Raw genomic sequence first — 13,634 nt, 5'->3', positions numbered from 1 at the left:
CCCTCCCCTCCGTCGCGCTGGCCGACGGCCCCTGCCAGGTGACCGCCGTCGCCAGCGGCGATCGCCTGACCTGCCGCTTCGCCGAGCGCAGCGTCGAGGTGCGCCTGCGTGGCGTCGAGGCGCCCAGGGCCGGCGATCCCTATGCCCGGGCCTCGCTGGACAATCTGCGGCGCCTGGCCTTGGGCCGCGGCGCCACCCTGGTGCTGCCGCGCGAGGAGGCCGCCGGGGCGCTCAGCGCGGCGGTGTGGGTGGAGCCGGCTGATTGCCCGGGCTGCGGGCATACCCTGGACGTCGGCCGGGCCCAGCTTTCCGTGGGCATGGCGCGCTGGCGGGTGGCGGATGCCCAGGGCGAGGAGGAACGCGCCCAGTACAACTTCGAGGAGCAGGAAGCGCGGGCGCGCAAGGTCGGCCTGTGGCGACCGGCGCCCTGAAAGCACGAAGCCCCGGCATTGCCGGAGCTTCGTCGTTCGACGCTCGGTGGATCAGGCGCTGGCGAAGGCCGCGGCGATCTCCGCGCGGGCGCCCTTGAGGGCGTTGGCGCGCGGTTCCTCGCCGTAGGCCAGGCCCTCGGCGCGGACCACTTCGATGTCGGTGATGCCGAGGAAGCCCAGCACCAGCTTCAGGTAGTCCTCGTGGGCGGCGCCGCTCGGCTGGCCGGCGTGCAGGCCGCCGGCGGTGGAGACGATGATCACCTTCTTGCCGCCGGCCAGGCCCTGCGGACCGTTCTCGGTGTAGCGGAAGGTCTTGCCGGCCACGGCGATGCGGTCGATCCAGGCCTTCAGCTGGCTGGGCACGGTGAAGTTGTACATGGGCGCGCCGATGACGATGGCGTCGGCGGCGAGGAACTCCTCGATGCTGTTCTCGCCCAGGGCGGCTTCGTGCTTCTGCGCGGCGTCGCGCAGTTCCGCCGGGGTGCCGGCGGCGACCAGGCTGGCGGCGGACAGGTGGCTGATGGCGTCGGCGGCCAGGTCACGGTAGGTCACCTGTACGCCCGGCTCGGCGGCGGCCCAGGCCTGGACCACTTCCTGGCTGAGCTGGCGGGAGGCGGAGGCGTCGCCGAGGATGCTGGAATCGATGTGCAGAAGTTTCATGGGGTGGCTCCTGTGAATGGGGGTAGGAAGCGATGGGACGCATACTACGCATGTAGCCAATGAGCGATAAGTCGGCAAAAATGCGATGAATCGTCCCACCAGCAGGACAATCCCATGCAGGACCTCAACGATCTCTTCTATTTCGCCAAGGTGGTGGAAGCCGGTGGCTTCGCCGCCGCGGGCCGCGAGTTGGGGCTGCCCAAGTCGCGCCTGTCGCGGCGCGTCGCCGAACTTGAGGCGCGCCTGAACGCGCGTCTGCTGCAGCGCACCACCCGCAAGCTGGCGCTCACCGACATCGGCGAGCGCTACTACCGGCACTGCCAGGCGATGCTGGTGGAGGCGGAGATGGCCGACGAGGTGGTCGCCCAGCTCAGCGCCGAACCCCGCGGGCGGGTGCGCCTGTCCTGCCCGGTGGCGCTGGCCGAGACCTCCCTGAACGCCATGCTGCCGGGCTTTCTCGCCGGTTTCCCGCAGGTCAACCTGGAGCTGCTGCTGACCAACAGGCGCGTCGACCTGGTCAACGAGGGCGTGGACGTGGCGCTGCGCGTGCGCGCGCCCGGCGACGAGGACCCGTCGCTGGTCACCCGCCGCCTGCGCCCGGCCGCGGCGGTGCTGGTGGCCGCACCGGAGCTGCTGCGCGGCCGCCAGCTGCAGGGCCCGGACGACCTGGCCGGGCTGCCGGTGCTGGGCGCCATCGGCAACGATCGCAAGGTGCATCTGCAGTTGCATGGGCCCGGCGGCGAAGTCCGCGAGCTGGCCCTGGAGGCGCGCCTGGCCGCGGAGGACTTCAACCTGCGCAAGAACGTGGCGCTGGCCGGCCTGGGCATCACCACCCTGCCCCTCTACTACTGCCAGGAAGAACTGGCCAGCGGCCAACTGGCGCGGGTACTGCCCGACTGGCAGGAGCCGGCGGCCTTCCTCCAGGCGGTGTACCCGCACCGGCGCGGGCTGCTGCCGGCGGTGCGGGCGCTGATCGACTACCTGGCCGAGGGGTTCGGCCATAGCGACGAGCCGCTGTAGATCGACTCAGAAGGCGGGCAGCACCCGCGCCAGAAGGACGCCACCGAGCAAGCGGTCCAGCCAGAACAGCTGGTGCACCAGCACTATCGCCCAGAACACCAGTTGGTAGCCGGGCTTGCGCGTCTTGTGGCGCAGCAGGCGCTGGGCCAGGAAAGCGCCCGGCCAGCCGCCCAGCAGTTCCAGCAGGTGCAGGGTCTGCTCCGGGGTACGCCAGGCGCCCCGCTCGGCGCTGCGCTTGTCGCGCCAGTAGGCGAAGAAGGCGGCCAGGCTGAACAGCGGGTAGGCCAGCAGCCACCAGGACGCGGTGCCGGCGAGCAGCAGGCGGCCGGCCCCGGCCAGGGGCAACAGCAGCAAGGCGGCGAGCCAGCCCAGGCCTGGGCCCCAGCCGCCCGGCCGCGTCGGTTCGGCGATCTGCCGGCCGCTGCGGACCTTGGCGCGGGTGGCGGGCGCCGCCGGCTTGCGGCGGATTTCGGGCATGTCCACGGCCAGGCCGGCCAGGCGCGCATGCTCGGCGCGCGGGCGGCCCTGGCGGTCGAAGCCTGCGACGAAGCGTACCGCGTCGCCGGCCTGGGGCCGGCGGTCGCCGCGGAAGGCCGAGATGTGCAGGAAGAGTTCCTCGCCGCCGGCGCGCGGGCGGATGAAGCCGAAGCCCTTGTCGTCGTCCCAGCGGCTGATGACGCCGTCCTTTTCCGTGCTCATCCGTGCGGCCTCAGGCAGCGGCGCTGCTCCAGTCGATCAGGCTGAACTGCCAGGTCGCCAGGATCAGCAGGCCGAAGCCGATGCGGTACCAGGCGAACATCGCGTAGCTGTGGTTGGCGATGAATTTCAGCAGGCCGCGCACGGCGATCATGGCGAAGATGAAGGAGGTGACGAAGCCCACGGCGAACACCGGCAGGTCGCCGGGCTGGAACAGGTCGCGGTACTTGTAGCCGGAATAGACCGCGGCGCCGACCATGGTCGGCATCGCCAGGAAGAAGGAGAACTCGGTGGCCGCCTTGCGCGACAGGCCGAACAGCAGGCCGCCGATGATGGTGGCGCCGGAGCGCGAGGTGCCGGGGACCAGCGCCAGGCACTGGGCGCACCCGACCTTCAGCGCATCCTTCCAGGTCATGTCGTCGACGCTCTCGGCGCGGATGCGGTGCTCGCGTTTCTCCGCCCAGAGCATGACCACCCCGCCGACCACCAGCGCCGCCGCCACCGTGATGGGGTTGAACAGGTAGTGGTGGATCAGGTCGGCGAAGGCCACCCCCAGCACCACGGCGGGGAAGAAGGCGACCAGCAGGTTGACGGTGAAACGCTGTGCACGAGGCTGGCTGGGCAGGCCGCAGATGACCTCGATGATCTTGCCGCGGAACTCCCAGACCACCGCCAGGATGGCGGCCAGCTGGATGATGATGTTGAAGGCCTGGGCCCGCTCACCGACGAACCCCAGCAGGTCGGCGACTATGATCTGGTGCCCGGTGCTGGACACCGGCAGGAACTCGGTCAGCCCCTCGACCACTCCCAGGACGAACGCCTGAAAGGCACTCCAAAACTCCATACTGCTTCCCCCGAAGGCGCATTTCTCTTTCGTTTTCTTCTGTTTTCGTGCAGCCGCCAGGGCACCCGTGGGTGGGCCCGACGAAAGGCTGGGCATGCTACTGCATTGCAGTGCCGCGGGTCAGCGTGTAACGAAAATTTCTCGCATTGGCGCGTTTCACCCTGCGGCCATGGCTGTAGGCAAGCGGTGGCATGAGACACCCGGGGCCCGCGATCATTCCCTTAACAGTGCCGTCGCCTTCGCTAAGCCCTTGAAATGAAAAGTGCACATTCGTACCAAAAGCACCTCTGCCTGGCCATCATGTCTCAGCCCTGAAACAGCCGAAGACCGCCAGGCCTCAGGAATGGCGCAATCGTCGATGGCATCACGGAAAACTGTTTCAGCATTGATACGCATGCACGCAAAGCCCCATTCCAGAGCATTTCCCCCACTTTCGGTGGGGGTGCGTTCCCCACTCGCTGTCTCAGCCGCGAAACAGATTTCTTTCAGGCATTTCTGACAGCTATTCGTAAGCCTCTGAATTTCAAGCGATAAGCGAAAGCGGCACGGCTTCTGCTCCATCCCGGTACTGCTGTTCAGGGCACAGCGCACCAGAAGGGATCGCCATCATGGGGAACATCGACTCAAGGATCGTCGGACTGCTCGCTTCCCTCGCGTGCCTGACCGCTGTTCCGCTGTCGGCACCGGTCCAGGCAGGCGACGGCACCATTGTCATCCAGCGCACCGTACAGCCCCGGGTCGCCACCCGCCCCACCATGGTGCCCGATCCGAATCCCATCACCGTCAATCCGAACATCTCCTCCCAGGTCAACCAGCAACTCGGCAACGCCGAGCTGGATGACGCCGACTTCGCTCGCGTCACCAGCGGTTCCAGCCTGACCCAGCGGATTCTCCCCGGCGGCAACCTGGTCGGCATGGACAACGGCGCCAACCAGACGCTGCAGTCCGGCAGCCTGGGGGGCGGCGGCGGCAGCGGTGCCAGTATTTCCAACTCGGTCAATCGCACCGTGCAGCAGGGCCTGTCGCCGCTGCGCATGCTGACGGGAGATCGCTGACATGAAAGCGAAGCTGACTCTTCTCGCCCTGCTCTGCTGCTCCAGCGCCTTCGCCGCCGACCCGCAGCTGGTGAACAACGCCAGCATCGACAACGCCGGCCGCGGCTACAACGGCGTGGCCAGCGTCAACCAGGCCGCCGGCGACGAACAGCAGCAGGCCAACGGCCGCGCCATCGCCATCGGCACCAGCGGTGGCGCCACTACGCACTTCTACCAGAGCGTCATCACCACCGCCGACCCGAGCCAGGCCGCCAAGGCCTCGATCACCGGCAACTCCTTCTCCAACGGCAGCGGCGCCCTGGGCGTGAACCAGGCCGCCGGTACCGCCAACCAACAGGTCAACGCCCTGAGCATCAGCGTCAATGCGGTGCCGCAGAGCGTCGGCGACGACGTGCTGTCCCAGCAGAACATCACGTTGTCACAGAACTCCGGCCCAACCGGATCCACCATGGGCAGTCGGCAGGTCGTCACCAGCGACCAGGCATTCGCCGGCAGCCGGGGGGTGGTCCAGGTGAGCCAGAGTGCCGGTATCGGCAATCGTCTTGCCAATACCTTGAGCATCCGGGTCGCAGACTGACCCACGCCAACAACCAGAAACACTAAGCACACTAAATGCAAGGAGATACACCATGAAACCTACAATGGCCCTCAAGCCTCTGGTTTTCGCTGTCACGGCAGTCATGGCTGTAAGTGTTTACGCAGGCAATGACCATGATCGTGACCGTCGCCACGGCCATGACCATGACAACCACCATGGCCAACAGCAGTACGATCCGTACAAGGACCCGCGGATTCCGGCCGGTGCCAGCGCTACCGTCATCGATAGCCAATCCAGCTACAGCAACAACGTGATCAACCAGGGGACCAAGAACACCGCCGGTGTCAGCAACTCCCTGGGCGGCGCTTCGGGCAACGTCGGGGCCAACGTCGCCGCTGGCGACATGAACCAGCAGGCCAATGCCGCTGCCCTGGCCACCGCGGATGAGCAGTTCATCTTCGGTTCCGCCTATGCGGCCACCTCCGTGACCCAAGGCAACGCCAACAACACCGCCTGGAACTTCTCCACCACCAACAACGCCGCGCTGAACAGCTCGGCCAACGGCGCCTCGGGCAACGTCGGCATCAACATCGCCGCCGGCAACTACAACCAACAGAAAAACGACATGGCCGCCGCCGTTTCCGGTGGACGCCTGGCCGGTGCCAGCAGCGGTGCCAGCCAGACCTCCACTGGCAACAACGTAGCCAACCTGGGCATCGCCACCTTCGACACCAAGACCCTCAAGTCCAGCTTCTACGCTCATGGCACCTACCAGGGCCATGGTTCGGGCGTAGTACTGGATGATCCGGAGAAAAGTGGTCATCACGACAAAGGCAAGGATCACGGCAAGGTGGACAAGGATCCGCTGTACTTCAGCGAGTCGGGCACCATCGATCTGCGTGGCCAGGCTACCTACCAGGTCCTGGTTCCCACCGGCTGGAAGGACCCGGTCGTCAACAACGCTTCCATCAACAACTCGCTCAACGGCGTGTCGGGTAACGTAGGTGTGAACGTTGCTGCCGGCGTCGGCAACCAACAGAGCAACTCGCTGTCCATCGCTGCCGGTTGCCAGGCTTGCGTAAGCACTGGCGCAGTCACTGGCTTCTAAGCGACATCGTGCTGTACCTGGAGGCTCCGGCAACGGAGCCTCCCCTTTTCCCAGCGCTGGCATAAGGCGTCACGATCATGCGTACGCTCGCTTTCCTGCTACTCGCATTCTGCTCGGGCCTGATCCAGGCCGCGCAGCTGCCCTTCGCCATACTGCCCGGGGGCATGCTGGCCTATAAGCATGTGGAGAGCATCCGCGAACGTCGCTTCAGCAACCTGGTGGAACAGAAGACCGACTTCAGTTGCGGCGCCGCCGCCCTGGCCACCATCCTGCGCACCGGCTACAACCTCGACGTGGACGAAGAGTTCGTCATCCGCGGCATGCTGGTCAAGGCCGACCCCCAACTGGTGCGGACCCAGGGCTTCTCGATGCTGGACATGAAGACCTACCTGGAAAGCATCGGCATGCGGGCCCGCGGCTACCGCATCCCGATCTCCTCGCTGGAGAAACTGACCATTCCGGTGATCGTGCTGCTCGACGTGCGTGGCTACAAGCACTTCGTCGTGCTGCAGCGCACGCACAACGGCTACGTCTACGTGGGCGACCCCGTGCTCGGCCACAAGCGCTACAAGGAAGAAGATTTTCTCAAGGGTTGGAACGGCATCATCTTCGCCATCATCGGCCCCGGCTATGACAGGGCGAACGCCCTGATGAGCCCGCCGGAACCGCTGACCGCCAAGAACCGCCTCGATACCTTCCGCCCCGTCAAGGACGCGGAGCTCATGGATTTCGGATTCATCCAGAGCGACTTCCTGTGAGCCACAAACGATAACGAGGGGTGGGATCCTCTCGGGGAGCGAACGATGAGAACCATTCCGATGCTCGCCACCGCCTGCCTGGTGGCCAGCCTGCCGATCCAGGCCGCCGAGGTGTTCCGGCCGATCGAGTTGCACGACCAGGAGCTGGCCCAGTTGCGCGGCCGCTACGTCATGCCCGGGCGCATCATCAGCTTCGGCATCGTCATGAGCAGTACCTGGAAGAACGCCGTAGGCGACAACATCGGCGCCAAGGTGAGCATGCAGATCCAGGAATCCACCATCAAACCGCAGTTCTACGTCACCACCACCAACGAAACCGGCAACGGCGGCACACCTTCGGCCGCGACCGGCAGCATCGTCGGTGGCGCAGGGCTCAACCAGACCCAGGGCGTCACCCAGAGCGCACGCTCCGCGGGTGACTACAACACCGCCTACAACAATGTCGGCATCAACGTGAGCGAAGCCGACCAGGCGCCCGCCGCCAGCAACCAGGGCACGCCCCTGAACGGCCAGATCAGCGCCAGCAACGGCGCCGGCACCGTCACCGTCTCCCCCGGCAAGGGGAACATCCAGTTGGCGATCAACGCCAACGGCCAAGGCTCCAGCCTCCAGCAACTGGGGGCCGGCGGCCTGGTGCAGGCCACCAACCTGCTGGGTAGCAGCAACCTGGTCAACAACCTTACCCAGCTGAACGTGGTCCTGCGTAACAACGCACCTTCCGTCGGAGCGCTGGATTGCAATCTCGACCAGCTCAAGGGCCTGCGATCCATGGGAATGTGATCTACGCTCAGTGGCGGAAGCAGTGCCCCAACGATAAAGATAGGGATAGCGCGCCATGCACCGATCGCTAACGCTTCGCACCGCAATCTGTGTATCCGCTTTACTCCCCTCGGTCTTCGCCCATGCTGCGACGGAGGCCGAGGTGGAGGCTCTGAAACAGGAGCTCATCGAGCTCAAGCAACGCTATGAGTCGCAGCAGAAGGCGCTCATGGTGCTCGAGCAGCGGGTTCGCCAGGTCGAGGAACAGCCGGCGACCCCGGCGCAGCCCAAGCGCCTGGTCACCTCCACCAACAAGCCGACGCCGCCGGGCACCGGAAGCTCCTACGGCGAATCGCTCAAGGACGACAGCAACAACCCGCCCAAAAGCGTGGAGAACCTCTACGACGAGGCCAGCGGCTTCTTCGGCAACGGCGCCTTCAGCTTCGAGACGGGCCTGACCTACACCCACTACGACACCAAGCAGCTGATCCTCAACGGCTTCCTGGCGCTGGACACCATCTTCCTGGGCAACATCGGCGTGGACAACATCAAGGCCGACAACTGGACCCTGGACCTGACCGGCCGCTACAACTGGAACAACCGTTGGCAGTTCGACATCAACGTGCCCGTGGTCTATCGCGAAAGCACCTACTCCTCGGCCGGCGCCGGCAACTCCACGGCGCAGTCCACCGACGAGAAGGTCGACCGCGACCCGACCCTGGGCGACGTCAACCTCGGCATCGCCTACAAGTTCATGGACGAGACCGAGTCGCGCCCGGACGCGGTGTTCAGCCTGCGGGTGAAAGCCCCCACCGGCAAGGACCCGTACGGCATCAAGCTGGTCCGCGCACCGGACAACGACAGCCTCAACGTGCCCGACGACCTGCCCACCGGCAACGGCGTCTGGTCGATCACCCCGGGCCTGTCGCTGGTCAAGACCGTCGACCCGGCGGTGCTCTTCGCCAGCCTGAGCTACACCCACAACTTCGAGCGCGACTTCAGCGACATCAGCCCGCAGCAGGGCACCAAGCTCGGCGGCAAGGTGGACCTGGGCGACTGGTTCCAGGTCGGTGCCGGCGTGGCCTTCGCGCTGAACGAGAAGACCAGCATGTCGTTCTCCTTCTCCGACCTGATCGCGCAGAAGAGCAAGCTCAAACCCGACGGCGGCGACTGGCAGTCGATCACCGACAGCGACGCCAACGCCGCCTACTTCAACTGGGGCCTGACCTACGCCTGGAGCAACAACCTGACCATAGTGCCGAACCTGTCCATCGGCATCAGCCCCGATGCCCCGGACTTCAGCTTCAGCGTCAAATTCCCCTACTACTTCTGATCCCCCGCACACGACAACGGCCCCGAGAGGGGCCGTTGTCGTTACGGCGTGGCGCTCAGCGCAGCTGGTGCTTGTGCAGCAGGCGATAGAAGGTCGGCCGCGAGATGCCCAGCATGCGCGCCGCCAGGCTCAGGTTGTCGCCGTGGCGGGCCAGGGCGTCGCACATGGCCTGGCGCTCGGCGCCCAGCTTGTACTCCTCCAGGGTCACCAGCGGCACCTTGCCGGAGCCGCCGCGCTGGCGCTCCAGGCCCAGGTCGCGGGCCTCGATCTGCCTTCCTTCGGCCAGCACCAGGCCGCGGCGCACGCGGTTGGCCAGCTCGCGCACGTTGCCCGGCCAGGCGTGCTCGGCCATCGCCGCCAGCGCGTCGTCACTGAAGCGCCGCGGGCGGCGGCCGGTCTCGACACTATAAAGGTGGGCGAAATGGTTGGCCAGCAGCGCCAGGTCGCCATTGCGCTCGCGCAGCGGCAAAGTGGACACCTGCAGCACGTTCAGGCGGTAGTACAGGTCCTCGCGGAAGCCGCCGGTGCGGATGGCGTTCTCCAGGTCCAGGTGGGTGGCCGCCAGCACCCGCACGTCCACGGCAATGGGCTGGCTGCCGCCGACGCGCTCGATCTGCTTCTCCTGCAGTACCCGCAGCAGGTTGGCCTGCAGCTCCAGGGGCAGGTCGCCGATCTCGTCGAGGAACAGGGTGCCGCCGTTGGCCTGCTCGAAGCGGCCGATCTTGCGCTGGTGCGCGCCGGTGAAGGCACCCTTCTCGTGGCCGAACAGCTCGGACTGGATCAGGTGCTCGGGAATGGCCCCGCAGTTGATCGCTATGAACGGCCGGTTGGCCCGCCGCGACTGGCGGTGCAGGGTGCGCGCCACCAGCTCCTTGCCGGTGCCGCTCTCGCCGCGGATCAGCACCGGCGACTCGGTGGGCGCGAACTTCGCCAGCAGGCGGCGCAGCTCCTGCATCGAGCGGCTCTCGCCGAGCAGCTCGTGCTGGTGCTCCAGGCTGTGGTAGGTGCCGCCGCGCCCGCGCAGGCGCGCCATGCCGAAGGCGCGGCCGAGGGTGACCTGCACCCGCGCCACGTCGAACGGCAGGGTGTGGAAGTCGAAGAACCATTCGCAGACGAAATCGCCCACCTCCTGGATGGGCAGTGCGTCCGGGCTGAGCACCGCGATCCACTCGGTGCCGCTGCGGGTGATGAGGTCCTTCACCGATTCCGGGCGCTCCAGGTGTTGCGGATGCAGGCGCAGCAGGCCGACGTCGCAGTTGTGTTCGCTCGCCACGTCGAGCCCGCAACTGTCTACCTCCCACCCTGCTGCCCGGAGTCCGGGTAATAATCGCTGGCAGTCGTCACACGGATCGACCACCAGCAGACGACGTCGCTTCGACGCGGCTTCAAGCATGCTCCCTTCCTTGGCGCCATTTTTTTGAAAAACTTTATAAAACAGAAACTTGGCGCTTCAAGTTGTAAAGCTAGCAATATCTTGACGCGCCCATTGACCGTTTTCCTATAAGGTCGATGCCGAAACGATCTCATCCCTGCGCTCGTTTCGCTTGACTTGCCCCCGGCCGCTCTGCTTGAGCGCCAAAGGCGCCCGCACGGACGCCTTCAACCCTCTCCCCGGCCCCAGCCTCAGGGCACCATGGCCATGCCGACGCCGAAGCGGTTCCAGGCATTGATGGTGGCGATGGCGAGGGTCAAGCCGACGATCTCGGTCTCGCTGAAATGCTCGCGCAAGGCGTCAAACTGTGCCTGCGGGGCGTGCTTCTCGGCCAGCAGGGTGAGGCTTTCCACCCAGGCCAGCACGGCGCGCTCGCGGGCGCTGAAGAAGTCCGTCTCGCGCCAGACGCAGAGGGTCTGCAGGCGTGCCTCGCTCTCCCCGGCCTTGCGCGCGTCATTGGCGTGCAGGTTCACGCAATAGGCGCAGCCGTTGATCTGCGAGGCGCGCAGGCGGATCAGCTCCAGCAGGCTGTCGTCCAGGCCGGAAGCGGCCAGGGCCTGTTCCAGGCCGAGCATGGCCTTGTAGGCCTCGGGGGACTGCCTGGCCCATTCGATACGTGCACTCATGGTTCTCTCCAGTGGGGCCCGCCGGTGGCGGGAATGGGCCCACCTTAGCGTCCGCGGCGGGCCCGCCGAATAGCCAATGCGGCGCTATTGCGGGAGTCCATTGGCGCCGCCGGGTTCAGCGGTCGATGCGGGTGGAGAGGATGATCGACGACATGGTGCGCTCCACGCCGTCCAGCGCGCCTATGCGGTCGAGCAAGGCATCCAGGTCGCGGATCGACAGGGCTTCGACTATGGCGATCATGTCGAACTGGCCGCTCACCGAGTGCAGCGTCTTCACCTCGGGGATCTTCTCCAGCGCCTGTACCACCTGGTGCGACAGCTTGGGCAGCGCGGTCACCAGCACGTGGGCGCGCACCAGCGACTGCGCGTAGCTGTCAGCCACCTTGATCGAATAACCGCTGATGATGCCCTGCTGCTCCAGGCGCTCGATCCGGCTCTGCACCGTGGAGCGCGACACCCCGAGCTTGCGCGCCAGTTCGGAAACCGACTCGCGGGCGTTGGCGCGCAGGAGGTTGAGCAGGGCCGCATCGGCATTTTTCGTCATTTTGTCTGATCCATCGGTTTAATTGCCTTGAATAGGCTCGTCATTTTGCAGATTGGCGGATTCATTTCAACGACCGGCTTTGCCACCATGTGCACCAGCGCCGGCCCGCCAGGGCCGGCCGACAAGCCTGGCCAGGCTTGCCCTCTCCGCGCCCCGCCATCCATCGGAAGGCCGGCCGCGGAGCGCGTGCGGCGGTGCAAGAGACACCTGCCTGGGCAATGCTGGAACAAGGGCCAGGCACGCCAGAACCGTTGGGAGAGACAAATGCACAACAACCGCCACCCCCATACCCCCGGCAAGAAACCGGTGACCATCTTCGGCCCGGACTTTCCCTTCGCCTTCGACGACTGGCTGGAACACCCGGCGGGCCTGGGCAGCATCCCGGCGCACAACCATGGCAAGGAGGTGGCCATCGTCGGCGCCGGCATCGCCGGCCTGGTGGCGGCCTACGAACTGATGAAGCTGGGCCTGAAACCGGTGGTCTACGAGGCCTCGAAACTGGGCGGCCGGCTGCGCTCGGAGCCCTTCGAGGGCGCCGACGGCATCATCGCCGAGCTGGGCGGCATGCGCTTCCCGGTCTCCAGCACGGCCTTCTACCACTACGTCGACAAGCTCGGCCTGCAGACCAAGCCCTTCCCCAACCCGCTGACGCCGGCCTCCGGCAGTACCGTGGTGGACCTGGAAGGCACCAGCCACTACGCGGAGAAGATCGACGACCTGCCGCCGATCTTCCGCGAGGTCGCCCAGGCCTGGGCCGACGCCCTGGAGGACGGTGCGCGCTTCTCCGAGATCCAGGACGCCATCCGCGCGCGCGACACCGTCAAGCTCAAGGCGCTGTGGGACGAGCTGGTGCCGCTGTGGGACGACCGCACCTTCTATGACTTCGTCGCCACCTCCAAGGCCTTCTCGCGCCTGTCCTTCCACCACCGCGAGATCTTCGGCCAGGTCGGCTTCGGCACCGGCGGCTGGGACTCGGACTTCCCCAACTCCATGCTGGAAATCTTCCGCGTGGTGATGACCAACTGCGACGACCACCAGCACCTGGTGGTGGGCGGCGTCGAGCAGGTGCCGCGGGGCATCTGGAACCACGTGCCGGAACAGTGCGCGCACTGGCCAGCCGGCACGTCCCTGGCCAGGCTGCACAACGGCGCGCCGCGCCCGGGGGTGAAGAAGATCGCCCGCGCCGCCAGCGGCAACCTGGCGGTCACCGACTACTGGGGCGACACCCGCGAGTACGCCGCGGTGCTGACCACCTGCCAGAGCTGGCTGCTGACCACCCAGATCGAATGCGAGGAAGCGCTGTTCTCGCAGAAGATGTGGATGGCCCTGGACCGCACCCGCTACATGCAGTCGTCGAAGACCTTCGTCATGGTCGACCGGCCGTTCTGGAAGGACAAGGACCCGCAGACCGGCCGCGACGTCATGAGCATGACCCTCACCGACCGCCTGACCCGCGGCACCTACCTGTTCGACAACGGCGACGACAAGCCCGGGGTGATCTGCCTGTCCTACTCCTGGATGAGCGACGCCATGAAGATGCTCCCGCACCCGGTGGAGAAGCGCGTGCAGCTGGCCCTGGACGCCCTGAAGAAGGTCTACCCGAAGGTGGACATCGCCAGCCACGTCATCGGCAACCCCATCACCGTGTCCTGGGAGGCCGACCCGCACTTCCTCGGCGCCTTCAAGGGCGCCCTGCCCGGCCACTACCGCTACAACCACCGCATGTACTCGCACTTCATGCAGGACGAGTTGCCCGCCGAGCAGCGCGGCATCTTCATCGCCGGCGACGATGTATCCTGGACCCCGGCCTGGGTCGAAGGCGCGGTACAG

15 protein-coding genes are annotated in these 13,634 nt (G+C 66.4%); 9 read left to right on the top strand and 6 right to left on the bottom strand.

Annotated features, from left to right (window positions below):
- Positions 1 to 431, top strand: a 431-nt coding sequence (locus DK254_RS29490) for a thermonuclease family protein (RefSeq protein WP_109937345.1), incomplete at its 5' end; no start/stop codon positions are given.
- Positions 432 to 482: 51 nt separating this feature from the next.
- On the opposite strand, the gene DK254_RS29485 is transcribed toward DK254_RS29490, so the two are convergent.
- A complete protein-coding gene (locus DK254_RS29485) occupies positions 483 to 1,091 on the bottom strand; it encodes an FMN-dependent NADH-azoreductase (protein ID WP_109936665.1) in 609 nt (202 codons plus the stop codon).
- Positions 1,092 to 1,205: 114 nt separating this feature from the next.
- On the opposite strand from DK254_RS29485, the gene DK254_RS29480 reads away from it, so the two are divergent.
- On the top strand, positions 1,206 to 2,111 hold the full coding sequence (locus DK254_RS29480) for a LysR substrate-binding domain-containing protein (RefSeq protein ID WP_109936664.1): 906 nt from the start codon (positions 1,206 to 1,208) through the stop codon (positions 2,109 to 2,111).
- 6 nt (positions 2,112 to 2,117) lie between these two features.
- Here the strand turns inward: DK254_RS29480 and DK254_RS29475 are convergent, their stop codons facing one another.
- Both DK254_RS29475 and DK254_RS29470 read right to left on the bottom strand, forming a co-directional pair.
- On the bottom strand, positions 2,118 to 2,810 hold the full coding sequence (locus DK254_RS29475; protein WP_109936663.1) for a DUF1294 domain-containing protein: 693 nt from the start codon (positions 2,808 to 2,810) through the stop codon (positions 2,118 to 2,120).
- Positions 2,811 to 2,820: 10 nt separating this feature from the next.
- Positions 2,821 to 3,651 carry an undecaprenyl-diphosphate phosphatase gene (locus tag DK254_RS29470; protein ID WP_109936662.1) on the bottom strand — a complete coding sequence of 277 codons (831 nt, stop codon included), beginning with the start codon at positions 3,649 to 3,651 and terminating at the stop codon, positions 2,821 to 2,823.
- A 608-nt stretch (positions 3,652 to 4,259) separates the two neighbouring features.
- Between DK254_RS29470 and DK254_RS29465 the strand changes: the two genes are divergently transcribed.
- The 6 genes from DK254_RS29465 to DK254_RS29440 all read left to right on the top strand — a co-directional run bounded on the left by DK254_RS29465 (position 4,260) and on the right by DK254_RS29440 (position 9,202).
- Positions 4,260 to 4,706: a hypothetical protein gene (locus tag DK254_RS29465; RefSeq protein ID WP_089392152.1), complete on the top strand. Its 447-nt coding sequence runs from the start codon at positions 4,260 to 4,262 to the stop codon at positions 4,704 to 4,706.
- A gap of 1 nt (position 4,707) precedes the next feature.
- The gene (locus DK254_RS29460) at positions 4,708 to 5,283 is read left to right on the top strand and encodes an adhesin (protein WP_109936661.1); all 576 of its coding nucleotides are present in this window, start codon (positions 4,708 to 4,710) and stop codon (positions 5,281 to 5,283) included.
- A gap of 52 nt (positions 5,284 to 5,335) precedes the next feature.
- Entirely contained in the window at positions 5,336 to 6,352 is a 1,017-nt protein-coding gene (locus DK254_RS29455) for a heme utilization protein (protein WP_109936660.1), read from the top strand.
- Positions 6,353 to 6,429: 77 nt separating this feature from the next.
- Positions 6,430 to 7,110: a C39 family peptidase gene (locus DK254_RS29450; RefSeq protein ID WP_109936659.1), complete on the top strand. Its 681-nt coding sequence runs from the start codon at positions 6,430 to 6,432 to the stop codon at positions 7,108 to 7,110.
- Between the two features lie 45 nt (positions 7,111 to 7,155).
- The gene (locus DK254_RS29445; protein WP_109936658.1) at positions 7,156 to 7,890 is read left to right on the top strand and encodes a hypothetical protein; all 735 of its coding nucleotides are present in this window, start codon (positions 7,156 to 7,158) and stop codon (positions 7,888 to 7,890) included.
- Between the two features lie 55 nt (positions 7,891 to 7,945).
- Complete coding sequence (locus tag DK254_RS29440; RefSeq protein WP_109936657.1) at positions 7,946 to 9,202, top strand: transporter; 1,257 nt, start codon at positions 7,946 to 7,948, stop codon at positions 9,200 to 9,202.
- A gap of 55 nt (positions 9,203 to 9,257) precedes the next feature.
- Here DK254_RS29440 and DK254_RS29435 read toward each other — a convergent pair whose 3' ends face one another.
- From DK254_RS29435 to DK254_RS29425, 3 genes are all read right to left on the bottom strand, one after another.
- Entirely contained in the window at positions 9,258 to 10,595 is a 1,338-nt protein-coding gene (locus DK254_RS29435) for a sigma-54 dependent transcriptional regulator (protein ID WP_089392146.1), read from the bottom strand.
- A gap of 230 nt (positions 10,596 to 10,825) precedes the next feature.
- Complete coding sequence (locus DK254_RS29430) at positions 10,826 to 11,260, bottom strand: carboxymuconolactone decarboxylase family protein (RefSeq protein WP_109936656.1); 435 nt, start codon at positions 11,258 to 11,260, stop codon at positions 10,826 to 10,828.
- A 115-nt stretch (positions 11,261 to 11,375) separates the two neighbouring features.
- Positions 11,376 to 11,804 carry an Lrp/AsnC family transcriptional regulator gene (locus DK254_RS29425; RefSeq protein ID WP_109936655.1) on the bottom strand — a complete coding sequence of 143 codons (429 nt, stop codon included), beginning with the start codon at positions 11,802 to 11,804 and terminating at the stop codon, positions 11,376 to 11,378.
- Between the two features lie 264 nt (positions 11,805 to 12,068).
- Here DK254_RS29425 and DK254_RS29420 point away from each other — a divergent pair.
- Positions 12,069 to 13,634: NAD(P)/FAD-dependent oxidoreductase (locus DK254_RS29420; RefSeq protein WP_109937344.1), on the top strand; the 1,566-nt coding region annotated here is incomplete at its 3' end.

This window comes from Pseudomonas sp. RW407, from assembly GCF_003176655.1.
Taxonomy (GTDB): Bacteria; Pseudomonadota; Gammaproteobacteria; order Pseudomonadales; family Pseudomonadaceae; genus Pseudomonas; species Pseudomonas delhiensis.
The sequence above is the reverse complement of the archived record's forward strand: the minus strand, read 5'-3'. Positions and strand labels throughout refer to the sequence as shown.